Origin of the sequence: Gemmobacter aquarius (assembly GCF_003060865.1) — a bacterium.
GTDB classification, from domain to species: domain Bacteria; phylum Pseudomonadota; class Alphaproteobacteria; order Rhodobacterales; family Rhodobacteraceae; genus Paragemmobacter; species Paragemmobacter aquarius.
Genome location: NZ_CP028918.1, coordinates 1747881 through 1769989 on the forward strand (window position 1 = coordinate 1747881; position 22109 = coordinate 1769989).

Annotated in this window: 20 protein-coding genes and 1 pseudogene; 10 read left to right on the top strand and 11 right to left on the bottom strand. The window is 64.0% G+C overall.

The genetic code is table 11. From position 1 onward, the window contains the following. Nucleotides 1-17: 17 nt before the first annotated feature. The 7 genes and pseudogenes from HYN69_RS08420 to dusB form a co-directional block, all read right to left on the bottom strand. Nucleotides 18-1532: a TrkH family potassium uptake protein gene (locus HYN69_RS08420; RefSeq protein WP_108435351.1), complete on the bottom strand. Its 1515-nt coding sequence runs from the start codon at nt 1530-1532 to the stop codon at nt 18-20. Continuing rightward, nucleotides 1532-2908, bottom strand: a complete 1377-nt coding sequence (trkA, locus tag HYN69_RS08425; RefSeq protein WP_108435352.1) for a Trk system potassium transporter TrkA — start codon at nt 2906-2908, stop codon at nt 1532-1534. The genes HYN69_RS08420 and trkA overlap by 1 nt, the downstream gene beginning before the upstream one ends. Before the next feature lie 73 nt (nt 2909-2981). Next, complete coding sequence (gene ntrX, locus HYN69_RS08430; RefSeq protein ID WP_108435353.1) at nt 2982-4415, bottom strand: nitrogen assimilation response regulator NtrX; 1434 nt, start codon at nt 4413-4415, stop codon at nt 2982-2984. Between the two features lie 25 nt (nt 4416-4440). Next, nucleotides 4441-6699, bottom strand: a pseudogene (locus HYN69_RS08435) (ATP-binding protein); the annotation flags it as partial. Between the two features lie 95 nt (nt 6700-6794). Then, nucleotides 6795-8159 carry a response regulator gene (locus HYN69_RS08440; RefSeq protein ID WP_108435354.1) on the bottom strand — a complete coding sequence of 455 codons (1365 nt, stop codon included), beginning with the start codon at nt 8157-8159 and terminating at the stop codon, nt 6795-6797. Continuing rightward, nucleotides 8159-9265 carry a two-component system sensor histidine kinase NtrB gene (locus HYN69_RS08445; protein WP_108435355.1) on the bottom strand — a complete coding sequence of 369 codons (1107 nt, stop codon included), beginning with the start codon at nt 9263-9265 and terminating at the stop codon, nt 8159-8161. Before HYN69_RS08445 ends, HYN69_RS08440 begins: the two co-directional genes overlap by 1 nt. Continuing rightward, nucleotides 9262-10242: a tRNA dihydrouridine synthase DusB gene (gene dusB / locus HYN69_RS08450; RefSeq protein ID WP_108435356.1), complete on the bottom strand. Its 981-nt coding sequence runs from the start codon at nt 10240-10242 to the stop codon at nt 9262-9264. Before dusB ends, HYN69_RS08445 begins: the two co-directional genes overlap by 4 nt. Before the next feature lie 191 nt (nt 10243-10433). Between dusB and HYN69_RS08455 the strand changes: the two genes are divergently transcribed. From HYN69_RS08455 to HYN69_RS08465, 3 genes are read left to right on the top strand one after another with little or no spacing between them, the layout of a single operon-like run. After that, nucleotides 10434-11588, top strand: coding sequence for a bifunctional 2-C-methyl-D-erythritol 4-phosphate cytidylyltransferase/2-C-methyl-D-erythritol 2,4-cyclodiphosphate synthase (locus HYN69_RS08455; RefSeq protein ID WP_108435357.1), 1155 nt, complete (start codon nt 10434-10436; stop codon nt 11586-11588). After that, nucleotides 11585-12082, top strand: coding sequence for a phosphatidylglycerophosphatase A family protein (locus tag HYN69_RS08460; RefSeq protein ID WP_108435358.1), 498 nt, complete (start codon nt 11585-11587; stop codon nt 12080-12082). Before HYN69_RS08455 ends, HYN69_RS08460 begins: the two co-directional genes overlap by 4 nt. Further along, nucleotides 12079-12561 carry a CinA family protein gene (locus HYN69_RS08465; protein ID WP_108435359.1) on the top strand — a complete coding sequence of 161 codons (483 nt, stop codon included), beginning with the start codon at nt 12079-12081 and terminating at the stop codon, nt 12559-12561. The genes HYN69_RS08460 and HYN69_RS08465 overlap by 4 nt, the downstream gene beginning before the upstream one ends. A 97-nt stretch (nt 12562-12658) precedes the next feature. On the opposite strand, the gene HYN69_RS08470 is transcribed toward HYN69_RS08465, so the two are convergent. Continuing rightward, nucleotides 12659-13123 carry a type II toxin-antitoxin system RatA family toxin gene (locus HYN69_RS08470; RefSeq protein WP_108437104.1) on the bottom strand — a complete coding sequence of 155 codons (465 nt, stop codon included), beginning with the start codon at nt 13121-13123 and terminating at the stop codon, nt 12659-12661. 85 nt (nt 13124-13208) lie between these two features. Here HYN69_RS08470 and hpt point away from each other — a divergent pair, with 85 nt between their 5' ends. The 5 genes from hpt (at nt 13209) to HYN69_RS08490 (ending at nt 17009) form a co-directional block, all read left to right on the top strand. Further along, nucleotides 13209-13748, top strand: coding sequence for a hypoxanthine phosphoribosyltransferase (hpt, locus tag HYN69_RS08475; RefSeq protein WP_108435360.1), 540 nt, complete (start codon nt 13209-13211; stop codon nt 13746-13748). Then, complete coding sequence (locus HYN69_RS20980; RefSeq protein ID WP_174213610.1) at nt 13745-13912, top strand: hypothetical protein; 168 nt, start codon at nt 13745-13747, stop codon at nt 13910-13912. The genes hpt and HYN69_RS20980 overlap by 4 nt, the downstream gene beginning before the upstream one ends. A 103-nt stretch (nt 13913-14015) precedes the next feature. After that, nucleotides 14016-14906: a cytochrome c gene (locus HYN69_RS08480; RefSeq protein ID WP_108435361.1), complete on the top strand. Its 891-nt coding sequence runs from the start codon at nt 14016-14018 to the stop codon at nt 14904-14906. 104 nt (nt 14907-15010) lie between these two features. After that, nucleotides 15011-15910, top strand: a complete 900-nt coding sequence (locus HYN69_RS08485; protein ID WP_108435362.1) for a hypothetical protein — start codon at nt 15011-15013, stop codon at nt 15908-15910. Nucleotides 15911-16115: 205 nt separating this feature from the next. Further along, nucleotides 16116-17009 (top strand): hypothetical protein, encoded by an 894-nt coding sequence (locus tag HYN69_RS08490; protein ID WP_108435363.1) that lies wholly within the window; start codon nt 16116-16118, stop codon nt 17007-17009. Nucleotides 17010-17049: 40 nt separating this feature from the next. Here the strand turns inward: HYN69_RS08490 and lipA are convergent, their stop codons facing one another. Next, on the bottom strand, nt 17050-18000 hold the full coding sequence (gene lipA, locus HYN69_RS08495) for a lipoyl synthase (protein ID WP_108435364.1): 951 nt from the start codon (nt 17998-18000) through the stop codon (nt 17050-17052). 230 nt (nt 18001-18230) lie between these two features. Here lipA and HYN69_RS08500 point away from each other — a divergent pair, with 230 nt between their 5' ends. Continuing rightward, nucleotides 18231-18791, top strand: a complete 561-nt coding sequence (locus HYN69_RS08500; RefSeq protein WP_108435365.1) for a hypothetical protein — start codon at nt 18231-18233, stop codon at nt 18789-18791. On the opposite strand, the gene HYN69_RS08505 is transcribed toward HYN69_RS08500, so the two are convergent. Next, nucleotides 18788-19891 (bottom strand): DUF6456 domain-containing protein, encoded by a 1104-nt coding sequence (locus HYN69_RS08505; protein ID WP_108435366.1) that lies wholly within the window; start codon nt 19889-19891, stop codon nt 18788-18790. The genes HYN69_RS08500 and HYN69_RS08505 overlap by 4 nt on opposite strands. 227 nt (nt 19892-20118) lie before the next feature. On the opposite strand from HYN69_RS08505, the gene HYN69_RS08510 reads away from it, so the two are divergent. Then, nucleotides 20119-20421 (top strand): DUF6477 family protein, encoded by a 303-nt coding sequence (locus HYN69_RS08510; protein WP_230426531.1) that lies wholly within the window; start codon nt 20119-20121, stop codon nt 20419-20421. 54 nt (nt 20422-20475) lie between these two features. Here HYN69_RS08510 and HYN69_RS08515 read toward each other — a convergent pair whose 3' ends face one another. Continuing rightward, nucleotides 20476-22041: a trimethylamine methyltransferase family protein gene (locus HYN69_RS08515; RefSeq protein WP_230426557.1), complete on the bottom strand. Its 1566-nt coding sequence runs from the start codon at nt 22039-22041 to the stop codon at nt 20476-20478. Nucleotides 22042-22109: the final 68 nt, after the last annotated feature.

Genomic DNA, 22109 nt, shown 5'->3' on the forward strand with positions numbered 1-22109 from the left:
GCCCTGAATTGCCGGTGTCAGCGTCGCCAGACGTCGGGTGACAAAAGCACAAGGATCGCCAAGAGTTCGACCCGGCCCAGCACCATCACGCCCGCCAAAATCACCTTCGGCTCCGGCCCAAGGGCCGCATAGCTAAGCGGATCGGTCGCTGCAATCTCGGCCAAGGGACCAGACGAGGTCAGCGCGGCCACCGTCAGGATCATCGCCGGTTCGAACTCCACGCCAACAAGCGTCAGCAAGGCGATCGAAACCCCTATCGCGCAGGCGAACAGGATGAAGAAGATCCAGGCCGTATAGGCCCCTTCCCCCCGCAACCGGCGCAGGGTCGCACCGGCCCCGCCGATGGAATTGGGATGCACCAATCGTTCCAGCTCGCGTTCGCCCTGCCGCAGCAGCGCATAGACCCGCAACAGCTTGACCCCGCCCGCCGTGGTGGCAATCCCGCCGCCAAAGATCGCCAGACCCGCCAGCACCAGACCCGGCGTTCCCAGCCCCGACCACCCCGTCGCCGCCTGCCAGTCGACCGAGACAAAGCCCGTCGTCGTAAGGAACGACAACGTCGTAAAGGCCCCGCCCCACAGCGCGTGGAGGGCGCTTGCCACGCTGTCCGCCGCATCTTCGGGCGCGTAAAGCCAATGCCGCAGGAACAACAGCACCGGCAGGACCACCACGATCGACAGGCCCAGCCGCACCTCGGGGTCGTTGACCAACCGCGCGCCACGGTCGTAAAGCGCCGCTCCCGGCCAGGCCCGGCGCGACAGTGCCGCCAGCAGCACAACAAACACCGCCATCTCGCCCCAAAGCCCCGAAGCCGCCCCCTCCAGCCCCCCTACCGGACTGATCCCGCTGGTCGAAACCGACGACATCGCGTGACAGAAGGCCACAAGGCTGCGTTCCCCCGCAATGACAAGAACCCCCCACAAAATCACAGTCAGCCCGACATAGGCAGGAAAGACTGCAGCCCCTTGCTGCGCCATCCGGCGGGCGGGGGTGGCGGTATGGGTGATCTGGCTCAACCCTTCCGCACTGCGCCCCGGCACCTTGCCCGATACCACCTCGACCCCGCCAAGATTCATCGGCGCGAGGATCGCAATTCCTGCCACAAGGATGAAGAACCCGCCCATCCAGCCCACCAGCGCCCGCCACAAATGTACCGATTCGGGTAACCGGTCCACGTCATAGACCGTGGCCCCCGTGGTGGTGAAGGATGACACCATTTCGAACCAAGCGTTGATGAAACGCGTGTCGCCCAAGGCTTCGTATACCGGCAAGGCCATCGCGAAGGGCAGAACGGCATAGGCCAGCACCAGCGCGGCAAGGCTGGCCCGCACCGGATTGCGGGGCCGCCGGTTTGCCACCGCGATCCCGATCATGCCGGTCAGAACCAGCAAGATCAGGCTGGAGTAGAAGAACGCCCGCGCCGTCTTGTGGTCGGAATGGATCACCGCATGCGATGCAGGAAGCCACATCGCCACCGCCGTCAGCCCCAAGAGCAACAGCAAAAGCGGCAGATCGGCCAGACGCCGCAGCATCAGAAAAAGTCGATCGAGACTTGCAGCAACCGCTCGACCTCGCGCACATCGGACGCCATCACGAAAAGCGCGATCACATCGCCCGCCTCGATCCGCAAATCGCCCGTGGGTTTCACCACCTTTTCGCCCTTCATCAGCGCGCCGACCAGCACGCCTTCGGGAAATTCGACATCCCTGATCAGCTTTCCCGCCAGTGGCGAGGTCGACAGCACCTGCGCCTCGATCATCTCGGCCTCGCTGTCGCCGAGCGAATAGATCGCCCGCACCTTGCCATGCCGGATATGGCGCAGGATCGACGACACCGTGGTTGCCCGCGGGTTGATATAGGCGTCGATATCCAGCGGCCCCATCAGGGGCGCAAGCGTCGGGTCGTTCACCAGCGCGATCGACATCTTGCAGCCCGCCTGCTTGGCGCGCACGGCGACAAGGATGTTGGTCTTGTCGTCATCGGTCACCGCCAGCACCGCATCGGCGCGGTCGATGGCGGCTTCCATCAGGATGTCCATATCCATCCCGTCGCCGTTCAGCACGATGGTCCGCTCCAGCGCGTCGGCCGCCCGTTCGGCCACGGCGCGGTTCTTCTCGATCACCTTGGCACGCACCCTGTCGGTCCGCGCCTCAAGCGCGCGGGCCACGCCAAGGCCCACGTTGCCCCCGCCGATTATGACGATGCGTTCCTGCTTTTTCGTTTGCTTTCCAAAGATTTCCAAGGCGCGGTTCACGTCCTCGGAATGGGCAAAGACGTAAATCTGGTCTGCGGCGAACAACTGGTCGCCCGCTTCGGGTGCGAACAGCCGTCCGTCGCGGCGCACCCCCACCACGATGGCCCGCAGCGAAGGGAACAACTCGTTCAACTGCCGCAGCGGCGTGTTCAGAACCGGACAATCCCCGTCCAGCTGGATGCCCAAAAGCTGCGCTCGGCCCAGCATGAAACTTTCTGTGTCAAAGGTCGCGGGTGCGGCCAGCCGCTGCAAGGCCGCCTCGGCCACCTCGCGCTCGGGGCTGATCACCACGTCGATGGGCAGGTGGTCACGGCGGTAAAGGTCGGAATAGATCGCATCCAGATAGCTTTGCGCCCGCAGCCGCGCGATTTTGCGGGGTACAGAAAAGATCGAATGGGCGACCTGACAGGCCACCATGTTCACCTCGTCCGAATGGGTCGCGGCGATGATCATGTCGGCATCCCGCGCCCCGGCCTTTTCAAGCACATCGGGATACGAGGCAAATCCGACGACGCCCTGCACATCCAGCGTATCCGACGCCCGCCGCACCAGATCGGCGTTCACGTCGATCAGCGTCACGTCGTTCTTCTCGCCCGACAACTGGCGGGCAATCTGCCAGCCGACCTGCCCCGCGCCGCAGATGATCACCTTCATGCAAGCCTCCGGTCGCCGCTGTGCGAGGCGTTGTCTTGGCAGAGGATGACATGCCGGTCAACCGGCGCAGGCCTCACACCGCTTCGTCCTCGTCCTCGTCCACCCCGTCGAAATCCTCGTCCAGCCGCGCCATGCGCCCGCCCGATTTCGCCGTGGTGACAACGCCAAGCGATTTCAGCTTGCGGTGCAACGCCGACCGCTCCATGCCCACGAAACTGGCGGTGCGGCTGATATTGCCGCCGAAGCGGTTGATCTGGGTCAGCAGATACTCGCGCTCGAACACCTCGCGGGCCTCGCGCAGCGGCAGCGTGGCCATGGCCCCGCCCAGCACCAGACGGTTGCCCTCGCCGGTCGGAGCCTCTTGCCCCGGCAACTCGCGCGCCTCGATCAGCCCCGGCCCGTCGCCCAATATAAGCACCCGCTCGATCACGTTGCGTAACTGCCGCACGTTTCCGGGCCATGGCATGGTCTGCAACATCGCCTCGGCCTCGCTTGTCAGTTCGCGCAGGGGCAGGCCCTGACCGCGATGGAACAGATCGATGAAATGCCGCGTCAGTTCCGGAATATCCTCGCGCCGCTCCTCAAGGCTCGGCACCGCGATCGGCACCACGTTCAGCCGGTCATACAGTTCCTGCCGGAAGCGCCCCGCCGCGATTTCAGCCCGCAGGTCGCGCGTGGTCGAGGAAATCACCCGCAGATCGACCCGCACCTTGTCGGTCCCGCCGGCCCGCGTGAATTGCTGCTCGGTCAGCACGCGCAAGATCTTCGATTGTGTTCCCACCGGCATATCGGCCACTTCGTCGAAATAGACGACCCCGCCATGCCCCTGTTCCAGCAAGCCCTTCTCGACCCCGCGCTCGGATGTCTCGCGTCCGAACAGCACCTCTTCCATCCGTTCCGGTTCGATCGTCGCCGACGACACCGAAATGAACGGCGCCCCTGCACGGTTCGAGTTCACATGGACATAGCGCGCCGCCATCTCCTTGCCCGAACCGGCAGGTCCGGTCAGCATCACCCGCCCGTTCGATTTCGTCACCTTGTCCAACTGCGCCTTCAGCGCCTTGAACGCGGGGCTCGACCCCAGCATCTCGGTGCTGCTCACATCCTTGCGCCGCAACTCGATGTTCTCGCGGCGCAGGCGGCTCGTTTCCATCGCGCGGCTCACCACCACCATCAACTGGTCGATGTTGAAGGGCTTTTCGATGAAGTCATAGGCCCCCTGTTTGATCGCGGCGACCGCAATCTCGATATTGCCATGCCCCGAGATGATGACGACCGGCACGTCGGGATTGTCGCGCTTGACCGTCTTCAAAATGTCGATCCCGTCCATCCGGCTGTCCTTCAGCCAGATATCGAGGATCATCAGCGCGGGCGGCTCGGCGTTGATTTCGGCCATGCAGGCATCGGAAGTGCCAGCCAGACGCACCTGATACCCCTCGTCCTTCAGGATATCGGCGATCAGCTCGCGGATGTCTTTTTCGTCGTCTACGATCAGGATGCTGCTCATGATCCCCCTCGGTGGCGGTCAGCGTTTCATTTGCGGCTTGTGCCGCCTGTTTCTTGGGCCGTGCTGCACGTGCAGCCCTCGGCAAGCGCAACTCGGCCATTGCGCCCTGATGGTCGTTTCCGTCGAACACCGGCGCATCGAGCAAAGCCAGCGTTCCGCCATGCTCCTCGATGATCTTCTTGACGATGGGCAGGCCCAGTCCTGTGCCCTTTTCCCGCGTGGTCACATAAGGCTCGAAAAGCCGCGCCCTATCGGGGGGCAGGCCCGTCCCGTTGTCCATGATCCGGATCACCGCAGCGTCGGGTTCGGTCACGAACTCGACGCGGATTTCAGGAACGAAGCCGTCCGAAATGCCGGTTTCGCGATAACTTTCAATCGCTTCACCGGCGTTCTTGATCAGGTTCGTCAGCGCCTGCGAAATCATCGAGCCGTCGACCTCCATCAGCACGGGCCCTTCGGGCAGCGTCTTGCGGAAGGTCACCCCCGGCTGGCCGCTTTCCTGCAACAACAGCGCGTCGCGCAAGATCGCGCCAAGGTCGGTCTCGCGGCGGTCAGGCTCGGGCATTCGCGCGAATTTGGAAAATTCATCGACGATCCGGCGCAGGTCGTTGGTCTGGCGCACGATCACGTCGGTATACTGGTCCAGATCCTCGGGCACGGAAACCTGACTGCGGAACTTGCGCTTGATGCGTTCAGCCGACAGCGCGATCGGCGTCAGGGGGTTCTTGATCTCGTGCGCGATGCGGCGTGCCACATCACCCCAGGCCGCCATCCGCTGCGCGCTGACCAGATCGGTCACATCGTCAAAGGCCACGACATAGCCTTCCAGCCGTCCCTGCTCGCTCCGCCGGACCGACATCCGAACCAGCAGGCTTTCCAGCTTGCCCTTGCGCGTCAGCCGCACCTCTTCCTGCGCCGCGGGCATCGCACCGTCGCGCAGACGCTCGAACAGATGCGCGAATTCCGGCACTGCGACCGACAGGGGCACTTCCGAAGACCCGTCGCTGATATCCAAAAGCCGTTCCGCCGCGCGGTTGGCGAAGTCCACACGCCCCTCGCTGTCCAGCCCGATCACGCCTGCCGTGACATTCGACAGGACCGAATCGAACAGCCGCCGCCGCCGTTCCGTCTGGCTGTGGCTGACCACAAGCGCGTCGCGCTGCCCTTTCAACTGCCGCGTCATCTGGTTGAACAGCCGCCCCAGCATGGCGATCTCGTCATCGCCCTCGTCCTCGACCACCTGCACATCCAGATCGCCCGCGCCGACCCTTTGCGCCGCACCGGCCAGACGCCCCACGGGCCGCGACAACCGCTCGGCAAACCAAAGCCCGACCCAGACCGCCGCGAGGATCAGGATCAGCGCGAACCCCAGATACAACAGCCCGAACTCGAACAAGAGCCGCCCGCGTTCGCTTTCCAGCTGGTGGTACAGGTTCACCGTCGCCCGCGTCTCGTCGAGCAGCGACAGGATCGACCCGTCCACCGTGCGCGAGACATAAAGATAGCGGTCCGCAAAGGCATCAAGATGGACAAGCGCGCGGAATTCGTTATTTGCCCAATCCTGAATAAGAACCGTTTCTCCGGCCCTTGCGCGGTCTAGTTCATCTAGCGTCGGGGTTTCGAAATCGAACAGATAGCTCCGCTCGCCCCGCGTCCGCAACGCCCCGCCGCCGTCGATCAGATAGGCCTCTTTCAACCCGCGCTGGATGGTCGATTGCGCCTGCGTCAGGAAAGGACGCATCTGGCTGTCTTCCAGAAAGAATGCCGATTGTTTTTGCAGGTTCAGATCGGCCGCCAGTTTTCCGGCGTCGTTGACCAGATCCTGCCGGTGTTCGGCCTCATAGGCTTCGGCTGCCGCCATGCTCGTGCCCACGACAGACCGCACCCGATCGGAAAACCAGCCCTCGAGGCCAAAGTTTACCGTCACCACCGCAAAGACGGCCACCAGCACGGTCGGCACCAACGCCACACCCGCGAAAACCCCCGTCAGCCGCATATGCAACCGCGATCCTGCCGACTGGCTGCGCCTGTCCGAAACGATCCGCACCACCCGCGCCATGACAAGCGTGGCTGCAATCAGGATATAGACAAGGTCCACCAGCAGGATCAGCCGCAGCGCCGGCGAATTGCCGCCTTGATTCAGCGGGCCGAACGCCAGAAACGTACCCACCGCCAGCAACGGCCCCAGAAACACCAGACCAAAGGTCATGGCGTTCTGCACCTGCCGTTTGCGGCGCAACCGCACCAGCCTTGCCCAAGTGTCGCTTCCGACCGTGCGATGCACGCAAGCCCCCCTTTGCGGTAGGCAAGCCTTGCCCCCCGCCACATCTTGTGCCCATCCCGCGGTGATACCTGCAGGACACGCTTGATGTTGCGGTTTTACATCAGTTTGCGGCGGCGTGTCACGCGTATATCGAGGTCGGTAATCTTCTTACGCAAAGTATTGCGGTTGATACCCAAAAGATCGGCACATTTTGCCTGATTTCCGGCCGTGGCATCCAGCGCCAGCTCGATCAGCGGCATCTCGACCTCGCGCAGGATGCGCTGGTAGACCCCCGCAGGCGGCAATTGCCCGCCATGCAGATCGAAATAGCGCTTCAGATGACGCGCGACGCTCGCTGAAAGTTTCTCGCCTTCGCCACCGCCCTTCAGCGGCTCCATCGCGGGCTGGTTGCCAAGCACCGCCTCTACCTCGCCGCGCGCGATTTCGGCCTCGGAACTGGTGACCATCAGCCGCCGCAGCGTGTTTTCCAACTGGCGCACGTTGCCCGGCCAGCTATAGGCCCGCACCAATTCGCGCGCGTCGCCCGAAAGCCGCCGGATCGACCCGAAATCGCGTTCGCCCTTGGCAAGGAAATGTTCGGCCAGAAGTGGAATGTCATCGACCCTTTCGCGCAAACTGGGCACATGCAGCGTCACGCCCGACAGACGGTAGAACAGATCCTGCCGGAAACTGCCCGCCTCCATCCGCCCCGACAGATCGCTTTGCGAGGTCGCCATGATGCGCGGCGCGTTGTCGGTCATCATGTCGAGCATCCGCACGATCCGCGCCTGCGTGTCGTCGTCGTAATCCGAGATCTCGTCGAAGACGAGGCTGCCGCCCTTGGCCCGCGCCATAAGCGCCGAAGGCCCGTCCACTCCGGCAAGGTCGGACGATTGCACGACCACGAAGGGCTGGCTGCGACGGTCGGAAAAATCGTGGATCGCCTTGGCGATCAGGCTTTTGCCGGTGCCCGATTCGCCTGTCACAAGCACCGCCAGATCGGTGTTCATCACCCGCGCCACCAGCCGGTACAGTGCCTGCATCGCCGCTGTCCGCCCCACCAGCGGCAGGTCATCCGCCGCCTCGCGCACCTGCACCGGCTTGGCCGGAGCGCGGCGCTTCAACTCGAGCGCACGGGCCGAACGCTTCATCAGATCGGGGAGGTCAAACGGCTTGGGCAGGTAATCGTAAGCCTCGGCCTCGGCCGCCTGAATCGCCGTCATGATCGTATTTTGCGCCGAAATCACGATTACCGGCAGACCGGGGCGCAACTTGCCGATGCGGGGCAGTGCATCCAACCCGTTCCCGTCCGGCATGATCACATCCGAGATCACCAGATCGCCCTTCCCTTCCTCGACCCAGCGCATCAGCGTCATCAGGCTGCTGGTGGCGTGCACCTTGCACCCCGCCCGCGTCAGCGCCTGCGTCAGGACCGTGCGGATCGTCCGGTCGTCATCCGCCACAAGCACCGTGCCATCCATCACTTTTGCTCCTTTTTAACCCTTGGCACCATCGGCAGGGACACCCTGAAAACGGTGCGTCCCGGCACCGAATCCACGGAAATCCACCCCTCATGGTCCGATATGATCTTCGAGACCAGCGCGAGGCCCAGCCCCGTCCCGTTCTCGCGCCCCGAAACGAATGGCTCGAATATGTCACCCGACAGATCGGGCGGAATCCCCGGCCCGTCATCGATGATCTCGATCTGTAACGGCAGCGCGGCAGGCGTGCCATCCTTGCGCCGCAGCCGCAGCGACAGGTCGTAAAACGTCCTCAGCCGGATGGTGCTGCCCTCGCCCGCGCGCTGGCAGGCCTCGGCCGCGTTCTTGATCAGGTTCAGGAACACCTGCATCAACTGGTCGGGGTCGGCAAAGGTCGGCGGCAGCGACGGGTCGTATTCCTCGACGATATGCATATGCGCGGCAAAACCGACCATCGCCGATTTGCGCGCACGGTCCAGCGCATCGTGGATGTTCACCGCCCGCAACTCGGGCGGGCGCACATTGCCGAATTGCTCGACCTGTTCCAGCAGCTTCACGATCCGCCGCGTCTCCTCGACGATCAGATCGGTCAATTCGCGGTCCTCGGCCTCCAGCCCCATCGACAGCAATTGCGCCGCCCCCGAAATACCGGCCAGCGGGTTCTTGATTTCGTGCGCCAGCATCTCGGCCATGCCGATCGCCGATTTCGCTGCCGATTTCACATGCATCGACCGGCCCAGACGGTCGGCGATGTCGCGGGGCGAGATGATCAGCAGGATCACATCGGCATTGTCATGCATCGGTGCGATCTGGATGTTGCATTGCACCGGCGCCCGCTCTCCGGTGGTCATGTCGACATCGTTGATGAACAAAGGCGACTGGTTCGCCCGCGCCCGCCGCAGCGCATCTTCCATCGGCGCGTCGATCGACAGCCGGTCAAAGGCGGGCTGGCCCATCAAGGACCGGCTCGACGCGTTCAGGAAAATCTCGCCTGCCGGATTCACCTCGGCAATGCGGTTGTCCGGCCCGATCAGCAAGGCAGGCAAGGGAAGCGAGGCCCAGACCACCCCCGGAACCGGATAGGGCGATCGATAGGCCGGATTCATGCCGCCACCTGCGCTGCATCGGCAAAGGCGGCGCTGACCAGCCGCAGCACCACGGCAGGGTCTTCCGCCGTCAGCACAGCCCCCCGCGCCGCCTGCAAGCCCGCCTCGTCCAGATACCAGCCAAGGTGCTTGCGCGCGCATTTCATGCCCAGATCGCGCCCGTAAAAGCCAAGCATATCCTCGTAATGTGCGCCCACCATGTCGCCCAAGGCAGCGCCTTGGGGCACCTCGGGCGCAGGCGTGCCGTAAAGCGCGTGCGAAATCTGCGCCAGCCGCCACGGCGCGCCTTGCGCTCCGCGACCGACCATCACGCCGTCCGCCCCCGATTGCGCCAGCGCCGCCGCAGCCGTGCCCGCGTCGACGATATCGCCATTGGCAATCACCGGAATCGTCACGGCATCTTTCACCGCGCGAATGGCCCGCCAATCGGCAGCCCCCTTGTAGAACTGGCAGCGCGTGCGCCCGTGGATCACCACCATCTTCACGCCGTTATCCTCGGCCCGTTTGGCCAATTCCGGCGCATTCAGCAGCGCATCATCCCAGCCCAATCGCGTCTTCAACGTAACCGGAACCGAAACCGCCCGCACCACGGCGCGGATCAGGTCAAGCGCAAGGTCCAGATCGCGCAACAGCGCCGACCCGCACAAGCCAGTCGTCACCCGCTTTGACGGGCAGCCCATGTTGATGTCGATGATCTTTGCCCCCTGCGCCTCCATCAGCTTGGCCGCTTCCGCCATCCAGTAAGGCTCGCGCCCCGCCAGTTGCACCGATGTCGCCTGTTCCCCAAGCCCAAGCTCGGCCCGCGCCCGCGCCTCGGGTTGGGCGCGCACGACCTCTTGGCTTGCCACCATCTCCGACACGACAAGACCCGCCCCGAACCGCGCCACAAGACGGCGGAACGGCAGGTCGGTGATACCGGCCAGCGGAGCCAGCAGAACAGGAGGGTCGATGAGATGCGGTCCGAGGCAGAGCGACAAAATGCCTGTTCCTTGTGCGTTCAGGGTGGAGTTAGCGCCCCCTTCGCCAGCAGGCCAAGGTTAAGCGCAGTGAATATGATCGAAAAACAGCAATTGCACAAATTTTGTGCAATTGGTCCGTTTCGACGCCAGATTGTCAGGCGCGACACTCTGGCCTAACTAGGACAGAACGTTTCTTATCCGGTCATAGCATGAACGTAACACCCCAGACAGCGGCCCGCACGGCAGCGATCATCGTCGCCGCAGGCCGTGGCACCCGCGCGGGTGGCGATCTGCCCAAGCAGTGGCAAAGGCTTGCCGGACAGCCGGTGCTTGCCCATACCATCGCCGCCTTCCGCTCCGCAGGCGTATCGCAGCTCGTGCTCGTCATCCATCCCGATGACCGCGCCCGCGCCGAGCAGCTTTCGGGCGTCACCCTCGTCGAAGGTGGCACCACCCGCGATGCCTCGGTCCGCAACGCGCTCGAAGCGCTCGATGGCTCGGGCATCGACACCGTGCTGATCCATGATGGTGCCCGCCCCCTCGTCTCGGCGGCGCTGATCCACCGCGTCCTTGCCGCACTTGCCACCAGCCCCGGTGCCGCGCCGGCCCTCGCCGTGACCGATGCGCTCTGGCGCGGCACCGGCGGCCTTGTGTCGGGCACACAAGACCGCACCCAGCTCTACCGCGCACAGACCCCGCAAGGCTTCCGCTTCGACGCAATCCTGCAAGCCCACCGCGCCCTTACCGGCCCCGCCGCCGACGATGTCGAAGTCGCCCGCGCCGCCGGGATCGACGTTACAATCGTCGAAGGCGACGACTCCAACATCAAACTCACCTTCCCCGCCGATTTCGCGCGGGCAAAGGCCATACTCAAGGACCGCTCCATGACCCTTCGCATCGGCAACGGCTATGATGTCCATGCCTTCACGGCCGGAGACCACGTCTGGCTCTGCGGGGTGAAAGTCCCGCATGACAAGGCGCTTTTGGGCCATTCTGACGCCGATGTCGGCATGCACGCCTTGACCGATGCGATCTATGGCGCTTTGGCGCTGGGCGACATAGGCCGCCACTTCCCGCCAAGCGACCCGCAATGGAAGGGTGCCGCCAGCCACATCTTCCTTGCCCATGCCATCGCCCTTGCCGCCGAACACGGCTGGCGGCTTGGCAATTGCGATATCACATTGGTCTGCGAACGCCCGAAGATCGGCCCGCACGCAGCCGCCATGCAGGCCGAACTCGCCCGCATAATGGGGGTTGCGGCGGATCAGGTCAGCGTCAAGGCCACCACCTCCGAACGGCTCGGCTTTACCGGGCGCGAAGAAGGCATCGCCGCCCTTGCCACAGCCTGCATGGTGCGCGCATGACCCTCACCTTTCGCATCGCCACCGTCTTCGGCATCGGCCACCTGCGCCCCGCACCCGGCACATGGGGATCGGCCGCGGCCATCCTTGTCGGCCTTCTCATCGACCGTTACCTCGGCGCACCGGTCCTCGTGCTCGCTACCGTTGCCGCAACACTTGCCGGCTTCTGGGCCTGCCGCGCCGAACTTGCCGGCAAACCCGGTGCTGACCCGTCCGAATTCGTGATAGACGAGGTCGCAGGCCAGTGGATCGCCCTGCTTTTCCCAGCCCTCGCCTTCTGGTCGCGCGGATGGGATGCTTTTTTGCCCTGGCCCGCATGGGTCGGCGCGTTTCTCGCCTTCCGCCTGTTCGACATCTGGAAACCATGGCTCATAGGCCGTGCCGACGCCCGAGGTGACGCCGACGGGGTGATGATCGACGACCTCTGGGCCGGTCTGTTCGCGGGCCTCGCCGTCATCGCGGGCGGGGTGCTCTATCACGGGGTATTCCTGCTGTGACCAAAGCCGCCGAAGTCCTGCAAGCCGCCCGCGCCAAGGGCCTTTGCATCGCCACCGCCGAAAGCTGCACGGGTGGCCTGATCTCGGGCGAGCTGACCGAGGTCGCGGGCTCGTCCGATGTCTTCGACCGCGGCTTCGTCACGTATTCCAACGCCGCCAAACGCGACATGCTCGGCGTCACCCAAGCCAGCCTCGCTGCCTTCGGCGCTGTAAGCGAGCAGGTCGCCCGCGAAATGGCCGAAGGCGCGCTTTCCCGTTCGGCGTCACAGCTCGCCGTCTCGGTCACAGGCATCGCAGGCCCCGGCGGATCGGCCCACAAACCCGAAGGCCGCGTCTGTTTCGGCCTTGCGCGCAGCGGCAGGCCAACCCGGACCGAAACCGTCGATTTCGGCGCGCTTGGCCGCGCCAACGTGCGGCGCGCCACAGTGGACCACGCGCTCGACCTGCTGGCCGAAAGCATGCGCGACAGCGAAGTTTGACGCAAACTTCGCAACGGAATTTGACGCAAATTCCGGGTGCCCGGCCTGCCACCGGTTTTTGCGTCAAAAACCGGCGCGAAATCTGCGTCAGATTTCGCTAGAACTTTGGCCCGTGCAATTCCGCCGCCCGCCGCTCGAACGCCCGCACCACGCGCTGCATCGCATCGTTGAACACGACCCCGATGATCCCCTGCAAAATCGCGTTGCGAAACTCGAAATCCACGAAGAATTCGACCTCGCAGCCGCCCTCGACGTCGCGGAAACCCCAGGTCGAGCGCATATGCCGGAACGGCCCGTCCAGATATTCCGTCTCGATCCGCTTCGATACCGGCCACAGCGTCACACGGCTGCCAAAGCGTTCGCGGAACACTTTGAAGCTGATCACGAGATCCGCCTCCATCACCTCGCCCGTCTCTCCCGCAGCCGTGACCGGCACGCGCGACCGGATACGCGCAGCCGAATTCCAGGGCAGAAACTTCGGATACTGGCCCACATCGGCCACAAGGTCGTACATCTGCTGCGCCGTATAGGGCAGGCGTTTGATTTCATGATGCGTCGGCATCCGATCCATCCCGTGACTTGCCCCACGGTATTGGGTAAGCCTGAGGCGGAAATCAAGAGGCCCCTCCGCCGCAGGACAGGATCACATGCCCGACAGACCCTATGTCATAGACCAGATGATCAGCGCCAAGGCCATCGCCGCGCGGGTCGAGGCTCTGGCCGCCGAAATCACCACCCATTACGCGGGCACCGACAAGCTGACCGTGGTCGGCCTGCTGCGCGGGTCATTCGTCTTCATCGCCGATCTGGTCCGCGAAATCGATCTGCCGGTCGAGGTCGATTTCCTCGAAGCCTCCTCCTATGGCGACGCGATGCATTCCAGCCGTGAGGTCCGCATCCTGAAAGACCTGCGCGGCGAAATCGCGGGCCGCGACGTTCTGGTGGTCGAAGACATCGTCGACACCGGCTTTACGCTGCACCATGTCAAAAACCTGCTCCTGTCGCGCGAACCAAAGTGGCTCGAGGTCTGTGCCCTGCTCGACAAACCCTCGCGGCGCGAGGTGGACATCCGCGCCACATGGACGGGCTTCGAGATCCCTGACGAATTCGTCGTCGGCTACGGGATCGACTTCGCGCAAAGGAACCGCAACCTGCCCTATATCGGCAAGGTCCGGTTCACCGCATGAACCCGATCTGGCTGATCCGCATGGCCCGCTGGGCCCGCAACCCGCCCTCGATGGGGCGGGTCAAGCTGGTGCTTGCGGTGGTGGCCTTCTGCATCGCCGTCGTGCTGCTCGAACGCCTGTTCGGCTTTCCCGCTTGGCTTGCCCCGCAAAAGCTGAAACCCTGACGAAAGGCGCGTCGCATGACTTCGTCACTTGGCGAAAACGTCATTTGTGCCGATCCTGCCCCAAGGCCTAGGCTCTCTGCAGCATAGCAAGTGGAACAGACAGATGCGGCGCATTCTCGGTCTTCTCGGCGCTCTTGCCATCCTCGGCTTCGGGGCCTTCTGGTTTCTTACCCTGCCCGACCGCTTGCCCGACGACGCTTTCGCAAACCTCACGCCCGACGCAGCGCATGGCCAGCAGGTGTTCACCGCCGCAGGCTGCGCCTCGTGCCACATGGCCAGCGATGCCACAGGCGACGCGGAACTTGTCCTGTCGGGCGGGCAAAAATTTCCATCGGCCTTCGGCACCTTTATCGCGCCCAACATCTCGCCCGACCCCGACCATGGCATCGGCGCGTGGAGCGTAGAAGACCTCGGCAACGCCCTGCAGCGCGGCATCGGGCGCGAGGGCGAGCACCTTTACCCTGCCCTGCCCTATACCGCATATCAACACATGGCACCGCAGGATGTGGTCGACCTTTACGCCTATCTGCAAACCCTGCCGCCCGATGCGACCCCCAGCCAGCCGCATGACATGTCTTTCCCCTTTACCCTGCGCCGCGGGCTTGGCCTGTGGAAAGTGCTGTTCCTCGACCCGGACTACGTGGTGACAGCAGACCTGACGCCCGAGGAAACCCGTGGCCGCTACATCGCAGAAGCCATGGCCCATTGCGGCGAATGTCACACCCCGCGCAACGCGCTGGGCGGGCTTGACCGCTCGCGCTGGCTTGCAGGGGCACCAAACCCTTCGGGCCAAGGCACCATCCCGAACATCACCCCTGCCAAATTGTCATGGTCGCCCGACGAGGTCGTCGAATACCTGACCACCGGCTTCACGCCCGAATTCGACTCGGTCGGCGGACATATGGCGCATGTGGTCGAAAACATGTCCAAACTCCCCGAGTCCGACCGCGCCGCCGTCGCAGCCTACCTGCAACGCGTCGCGCCCTCGCAATAGCGTGACCGGGCAGCGCCGTTCCGCCTGCCCGCCTGCCGACAGGTTGCAGCATGACGCAACCTGTGGTATCAGTTAAAAAAACCGAGCAGCAGGTTGTATAATAAATGAACAGGCATTCACGCGCCCTTGCGGCGCTTCTCGTCACTATTTGCCCGCTTTCCGCCCATGCCCAAGGTCTCGAAACCTCGGGTCAGGTCGAGCTTGAATTCCTGCGCGGCAACGATGCGTCCACCACACTTCTGTCGGGTGATGTCATGCTGCGCTACCGCAGCGGCAGCTTCGGTGGAGAGCTTGGCACCGACGCCGATTTCGCCCTCGATGGCGGGGGCGAGTTCAAATCGATCTATGCCGCGGCCCTGTTCGCAACCCCCTTCGGCGAATTTGCCGTCGGCGCGCCCGAATCCGCCGCAGACATGCTGATCGACGTACCGTCCTTTGCCGGAATGAAGGGCATCGACGCGGGCGGTCTGTTGCCCGGCCAGCCCGTCACCCTCGGCACGCCCTCGGTCGTCGGCGCGATCGCCAAGGGCGAGAACCGCCAAAGCTACGGCCTGCGCTATTCGGGCAGCAGCGGAGACATCCGCTACGGCGCGTCGATCCACCGCTTCGACGGCAGCGATACGACCATCCTGCAAGGCGCTGCCGAATACACCTTCGGCCAGACCCAGGTGGAAGGCATGATCGAAAACGCCAGCCTCGAAGGCGGCTTCTCGGGCCTGATCGGCGTGGCGCATGACCAAGGGCAATACAGCGTCTCGGCCTATCTCTCGCGCCAGACCATCACCGCCGACGGCACCACCTTCCAGCTCAACGGCGCTTACCGCATCTCCGACAGCCTGACCGTGGGTGGCAGTTTCGCGCGCAAGGATTTCGGCACCGAGCAATACTTTTACGGCGTCACCGCAGGCTGGGGCTTCGGCAACGGCGCCTACCTGTCGGGCGGCATCGCCGACGGCGACGATACCGGCCTGCTTATGGATGCCTCGGTCGGGTATAAATTCTGATCTTCACATTTTTCGCCCTATCTTTCGGCACAAAGTGAAATAGGCGGGGCATTCCCCGCCTTTTTTACCATACTGCCCTGTCCATCGACCGAGTCCGCGACATAGCCGCTATCCGGGTGTCTGATTTTGCCGTTCAGGTATTAACGTATGTAAATTATCTTCCCGCAGGGCGTGAGTGTCTTGCTCCCGGTCCAAATGAGTTCCCATGAAACATAGCATCCTTGTCTCGGCACTCATGCTCGGCGCGTCATCGCTTCCGTCCGTCGCATTCGACTTCGGCAACGGATTATCAGCGACCGGCGAAGTCGAGATCGAATACTTCGACGCGGACGGCGACAGCGAAACGCTGGCCTATGGCTCGGCTGACCTGACCTTCCGGCAACCCGGCGGGGCCTTCGGCGGCTTCATCGGTCTCGATGCGATTGCGATTTCGGGCGATAGCGAAAGCATTTTCTACGGCGCACTCACCTACACCGCCGATTTCGGTAATATCCAGATCGGCGCGCCGCGTCCGGTCGTCGACGATTACTTCGACGCACCCGTAATCGGCGGCGCACGCATCGTCGATCTGATCGTGCCTGTCGGACGCAGTTTCCGCAGCACCATCCTGACGCTCGGCGGCAACCTCGATACCCCGGCCGGCATCCGCTACGATGGCACGTTCGGCAACTTGCAGGCCGGAGCGTCCTACAACAGGTTCGACGGTGGAGACATCATCGATGCGGCAGCGCGCTTGAACCTCGACACCGTCTCGTTCAGCGGTTCTGTCGAGCGGCTCGCAGACGACGGCAATTTCGCCCAGACAATCTATAACATCGGTGCCGAAGCGCGCCTCGACAAGCTGACAATGGGCGCGATCTACACGTCGCTTGGCATGTTCGACCAGTCGGCAACGCAAATCTACGCCATCTACAGCCTCGTCGAAAACCTCGATCTCGCCGCAAGCTATATGGTGTTCGACAGCGCCTTCGGCGGCGACGACGCTTTCGGCCTGTCGGCGAAATACGGTTTTACCAACGGGCTTTACGCTGAAGCCGGTTTTTCCGAAGGCGTCATCAGCGACGAACTTTACACCGCATCTGTCGGCATCAGCTTCTGACGATGTCCCCAGCGCCGGGGCTGTCCGCCCCGGCGTCAGGTCACGCCCGCCCCAGCTTCGCCATCCGCGCCGCGCGCAATTGCGCGAAATCGTCACCCGCGTGATAGGATGACCGCGTAAGCGGCGTGGCCGAAACCATCAGGAATCCCTTGCCATAGGCGCTGGTCTCATAGGCCTTGAACTCTTCGGGGGTCACGAAACGCGCGACGCGGTGATGTTTCGGTGTGGGCTGCAAATACTGTCCGATGGTCAGGAAATCGACATCCGCCGCCCGCATGTCATCCATCACCTGCAACACGCCTTGCCGTTCCTCGCCAAGGCCCACCATGATGCCCGACTTGGTGAACATCGTCGGGTCAAGCTCTTTCACCTTTTGCAACAGCCGCAACGAATGGAAATACCGCGCGCCGGGCCGCACCTCGGGGTAAAGCCCCGGCACGGTTTCGAGGTTGTGGTTGAACACGTCGGGCCGCGCCTCGACCACCATTTCCAGCGCGCTGGCCGGGCATTTCAAGAAATCGGGCGTCAAAATCTCGATCGTCGTCTCGGGTGACCGGTGCCGTATCGCACGGATCGTCTGGGCGAAATGCTCGGCCCCGCCATCGTCCAGATCATCGCGATCAACGCTTGTGATCACCACATGTTTCAGCCCCAGTTCGGCCACCGCATGCGCCACGCGCCCCGGTTCGAACGCATCCAGCGTCTGCGGCTTTCCGGTCGCCACGTTGCAGAATGTGCAGCCCCGCGTGCAAATCTCGCCCATGATCATCATGGTGGCGTGGCCCTGGCTCCAGCATTCCCCCACATTGGGGCAACCGGCCTCCTCGCAGACCGTGACCAGCTTTTTCTCGCGCAGGATGTCGCGGGTCTTTTTATACCCTTCGGACGTCGGCGCCTTGACCCGTATCCACGCCGGTTTCTTGGGCTGCTCGTTGTCGGGGCGATGCGCCTTTTCGGGGTGGCGCTGATCGGGCAATTTAAGGTCGCGCAAGGCAAAACTCCTGACCGCGGCCTGCCCTTGCCGCCACGGGCGACATATCCGGCACAGCCGACTTGACGTTCAGATAAGCCCTTTCCCCGTCCCGCGCAACCGACCGGCCCCGCACCCGCACCATTTGCCGCAAGGCTTTGCCCTTTGCCGCGTCGGTGCTAATAGTCCCAAGTCATTCATGCGGCCCCGACATGGTGCCAGATGCGCCGTACCAACCGGAAAGTCACCCGATGCCGACCGCCGCCTTGCTGCTCGCCCTGCTCGGACTTCTGCTCACGCCGGGCCCGACCAATACGCTGATGCTGCTTGCGGGTTCCGATCGCGGCTTTCGCGCAACGCTGCGCCTGATCCCGGTCGAGCTTGCGGCCTATCTTCTGACCGTCACCCCGCTATTGCTGCTGGCGGGGGCGGCCGCGCCCCATCTGGCCGCCATGCGCCCCGCCATCGCTCTGGTCGCCGGTGTCTGGGTGCTCTTGCTCGCCCTCACCCTCTGGCGCGGCCCTGCCGAGGGGCACGGCGTTACGGTTGTGACGCCCCGGCACCTGTTCGTCACCACCCTTCTCAACCCCAAGGCGCTGATCTTCGGCCTCGTCCTGCTGCCGGGCGCGCCGCCCGTCACCGGCCTTACCGTCTTCGCCCTGCTTGTCGTTGGCACAGCGCTCCTCTGGGCAGGCCTCGGCGCGGTCCTTCCCCGCACCAGGGCCGCCAGCCCGATAGCCTTTCGCCGCGCCGCGGCCTGCTGGCTGGCACTCGTCTCGTTCGGCATCCTCGCCAACGGCTTTTCCGCCTAACCGAACAACGGCCCCGAAGGCCCGTAGCGGTCCTCGTAATGGCGCTTCAGCCGCTGCAAGGCGATCCGCAGCACAATCTTGCCCGACCGCGCGGCCCATCCCATATGCCGCTCGGTCGTCTCGATCCCCTCGACGAAACAGCACACCCGCAGCACCACATCGCCCAGACCGGGGCCGAGGTCTTGCAGCGCCTTCAAGACCCGTTCGCGCGCCGCCCTCGGCCCCTCGGCCAGCCCCGAATCCGACCGGAACCCGCCACGGTCCCCTGCCGTCAGGAAGCGGTCCCAGTTCTGCGCCACGCGCGGCCCCATCTGCGCCAGTTCGAAATCCTCGCGCAGCCTTTCCGCCACACGGATCAGGTCGGCCGCCAGATAGGGCTTGCCGTCCTTGTCCTTCTTGCGCCCCAGCATCACGATCGGGCTTTCCGCGACATTGACGCGGATCCGCATCCGCCCGTCAGCCCCCTCGATCTCGCGCATCTCCATCTGGCGGTGCTGTGCGCCAAAGACCGCGTCGAACTGTGCGGCCCCTTTGCGCCGCAGCATGCTGCGCCCCGCTACGGTGATCCGGTAGACCGAAACCCGCCCCGGCCCCGCGCCCGCCTTGGCTGCATCGCAGACGATCCAGTCGTTCAGCGCGAAGGCCTGCGCCACCGACCGCTCGACCGTGCAAAGCCGTTGTGTCTTGCCGTCGGCGCATTGCCGCAACACCACGGCCCGCTCCAACCCGGCCGAGACGACCAGAACCGTCGCTGTCTCCAGCATCCGTCCCAGCACCCGCTGCGCCTCGGCTCCCAGATCCGCCGCATCGACGGCCGACGCCGTCGCCTTGCCGGTTCCCCCGCTTGTCTGTGTTCGCATAACCCCGCCCCCTTCGCTCGACCGTAATCCGTCCAGCGCCGCATCGACCAAAGGATCGTCGCGCCGGCTTTCGTAGCGCCGCACCTGCCGCAGGATCGTCGACGCATGAACCCCCTGCTGGCGCGCCACCTCGCGCAAGGACAGGCCACCGTCGACATGTGCCAGATAGCTTCGCACCGCTTCCGGCACCCAGATTGGCACCCAGACCGGCACCCGCCCTGCAATCGGTTGATCGGCCATGTCCCCCAAACCTGTCGATTTCACCAGTCAACTCCCTGTCAATCACGTCTTACACACAACCCCAACGTGTAATGGTTACTGAATGGTTAACGTGGCCCGTTCCTTATGAAATATGCCAATACTTCGTTAAACTCTGCTCCCCCGACCGTGCGCTGCTCTGTCGATCGCGCAACGGTAGGTTGCATCGCGCTATTCTTGCATCACCGTCAAGGAAAGGTGCTGCTCCCATGTCCTTCAACTTCCCCCCTCCCCGCCCCGACGAGGCCCCCGTTGCCCTGCCGCAGGTCATAGACCGCCGCCGCCCGCGCCTTCTGCTCAGCGCGGCCCGCCACGGTCTGGCGCTTTACCGCCGTGATCGCGACCTGCCGCGCCTGACGGCCCGCGCCCAAGGCCAGACCCCGCTTGACGCCCTGACCGAAGCCGAAGCCCGCATGGAATCATCGCGACGCAGCGGCGGCGCGACCTACTCATTCGCCCGCCACATCGAACTGCTCATCGCACTCCTCGCCGAAGAACGGTTGCGGCCATGAAAAAACCCGCGCCTTCCGGCACGGGTTTCTCTTCGGTTCTCGCGTCGGCTTCGCTCAGATAAAGGCGTCCGGCATCGAGGCCTTCTTCTTGGCCACATATTCGTCAAGGCTCTCGCGGATGCCCTCGTCCAGAGCGGGCTGCTGGTAATCGCCCAGCATCTTCTTCACCCGCTCTGCCGCCAGCGCCTGCGTGTCGCGCGCGCCTTCCTCGGCCCAGGTCTCGAACGGTTTGTAATCGAACAGGTCCGACCGCCAGAAGGCCGATTTGAAATTGTCCTGCGTGTGCTGGCAGCCCAGGAAATGCCCGCCCGGACCCACCTCGCGCAGCGCGTCCATGCCCTGCCCGTTCGCGTCCATGTGGATGCCTTGGGCCAGATGGTGCAGCGTGCCCAACTGGTCGGCATCCATCACATATTTCTCGTAGGACGAAACAAGCCCGCCTTCCAGCCAGCCGCAGGCATGCAGCATGAAGTTCACACCGGCCAGCAGCGCCATGTTCAGGCTGTTCGCGGTTTCATAAGCCGCCTGCGCATCAGGCAGTTTCGATCCGCAGAATGACCCGCCCGACCGGTAAGGCAGGTTCAACCGCCGCGCCAATTGCCCCGCGCCATAGGTGATGTGGCTCGCCTCGGGCGTGCCGAATGTCGGCGCGCCCGAGTTCATGTCGATGCTGGTCACGAAAGCGCCAAAGATCACCGGCGCACCGGGGCGCACCAACTGGCTATAGGCCACGCCCGCCAGCACTTCGGCCAGCACCTGCGTCAGCGTGCCTGCCACCGTGACGGGGGCCATCGCACCGCCCACGATGAAGGGCGAGATGATCGCGGCCTGATTGGCCTTGGCGAAAACCTCCAGCGCCCCCATCATGATCCCGTCGAATGTCAACGGGCTGTTGATGTTGATCAGGCTGGTCATCACCGTGTTCTGATCGACGAAATCCGCCCCGAACAGCAGCTTCGACATCTCGACCGAATCCGCAGCACGGCTCGGTTCGGTAACCGACCCCATATAGGGCTTGTCCGACAGCACCATATGCGCGTGCAGCATATCAAGGTGGCGCTTGTTTACCGGAACATCGGTCGGCTCGCAGACCGTGCCGCCCGAATGGTGCAGCCATTTCGACATATAACCCAGCTTCACGAACTTCTGGAAATCATCCAGCGTCGCATAGCGCCGCCCGCCTTCGATATCGCGCACGAAGGGGGGGCCATAAACCGGCGCCAGCACCAGATTGCGGCCACCGACAACGACATTGCGTTCAGGGTTGCGCGCGTGCTGGGTATAGGTCGAGGGCGCGGTCGCACACAGCTTGCGCGCAAGCCCGCGTGGAATTTTGACCCGTTCGCCCTGCACATCGGCGCCCGCTTCCTTCCAACGCCGCAGCGCCTCGGGGTTCTCGACGAAATTGACCCCGATCTCCTCAAGCACGGTATCCGCGTTCCATTCGATGATCTGCAGCGCTTCCTCGTTCAGAATCTCGAAATTCGGGATGTTGCGCTGGATGAACTTCGCCGTCTCGAGGCTGACCGCCGTGCGCTCGGCCCGACGCGCCGACCCGCCGCCCCCCCGCACCTGACGCCGTCCGCCCGCGCTTGCGCCCGCAACATCCATATCGCCCATCGCCATTCTCCATCCATTGCCGCGCGCGGCTCGTTTTGCCCTGCTTATGCGCCCGAAACGAAAAAGCC

What these genes read in the sequence shown, in the direction of transcription:
- HYN69_RS08420 (WP_108435351.1), bottom strand. Translation starts at nt 1,532, where the DNA reads ATGCTGCGGCGTCTGGCCGATCTGCCGCTTTTGCTGTTGCTCTTGGGG.
- trkA (WP_108435352.1), bottom strand. Translation starts at nt 2,908, where the DNA reads ATGAAGGTGATCATCTGCGGCGCGGGGCAGGTCGGCTGGCAGATTGCC.
- ntrX (WP_108435353.1), bottom strand. Translation starts at nt 4,415, where the DNA reads ATGAGCAGCATCCTGATCGTAGACGACGAAAAAGACATCCGCGAGCTG.
- HYN69_RS08440 (WP_108435354.1), bottom strand. Translation starts at nt 8,159, where the DNA reads ATGGATGGCACGGTGCTTGTGGCGGATGACGACCGGACGATCCGCACG.
- HYN69_RS08445 (WP_108435355.1), bottom strand. Translation starts at nt 9,265, where the DNA reads ATGAATCCGGCCTATCGATCGCCCTATCCGGTTCCGGGGGTGGTCTGG.
- HYN69_RS08455 (WP_108435357.1), top strand. Translation starts at nt 10,434, where the DNA reads ATGAACGTAACACCCCAGACAGCGGCCCGCACGGCAGCGATCATCGTC.
- HYN69_RS08460 (WP_108435358.1), top strand. Translation starts at nt 11,585, where the DNA reads ATGACCCTCACCTTTCGCATCGCCACCGTCTTCGGCATCGGCCACCTG.
- HYN69_RS08470 (WP_108437104.1), bottom strand. Translation starts at nt 13,123, where the DNA reads ATGCCGACGCATCATGAAATCAAACGCCTGCCCTATACGGCGCAGCAG.
- hpt (WP_108435360.1), top strand. Translation starts at nt 13,209, where the DNA reads ATGCCCGACAGACCCTATGTCATAGACCAGATGATCAGCGCCAAGGCC.
- HYN69_RS20980 (WP_174213610.1), top strand. Translation starts at nt 13,745, where the DNA reads ATGAACCCGATCTGGCTGATCCGCATGGCCCGCTGGGCCCGCAACCCG.
- HYN69_RS08480 (WP_108435361.1), top strand. Translation starts at nt 14,016, where the DNA reads ATGCGGCGCATTCTCGGTCTTCTCGGCGCTCTTGCCATCCTCGGCTTC.
- HYN69_RS08485 (WP_108435362.1), top strand. Translation starts at nt 15,011, where the DNA reads ATGAACAGGCATTCACGCGCCCTTGCGGCGCTTCTCGTCACTATTTGC.
- HYN69_RS08490 (WP_108435363.1), top strand. Translation starts at nt 16,116, where the DNA reads ATGAAACATAGCATCCTTGTCTCGGCACTCATGCTCGGCGCGTCATCG.
- HYN69_RS08500 (WP_108435365.1), top strand. Translation starts at nt 18,231, where the DNA reads ATGCCGACCGCCGCCTTGCTGCTCGCCCTGCTCGGACTTCTGCTCACG.
- HYN69_RS08505 (WP_108435366.1), bottom strand. Translation starts at nt 19,891, where the DNA reads ATGGCCGATCAACCGATTGCAGGGCGGGTGCCGGTCTGGGTGCCAATC.
- HYN69_RS08510 (WP_230426531.1), top strand. Translation starts at nt 20,119, where the DNA reads ATGTCCTTCAACTTCCCCCCTCCCCGCCCCGACGAGGCCCCCGTTGCC.
- HYN69_RS08515 (WP_230426557.1), bottom strand. Translation starts at nt 22,041, where the DNA reads ATGGGCGATATGGATGTTGCGGGCGCAAGCGCGGGCGGACGGCGTCAG.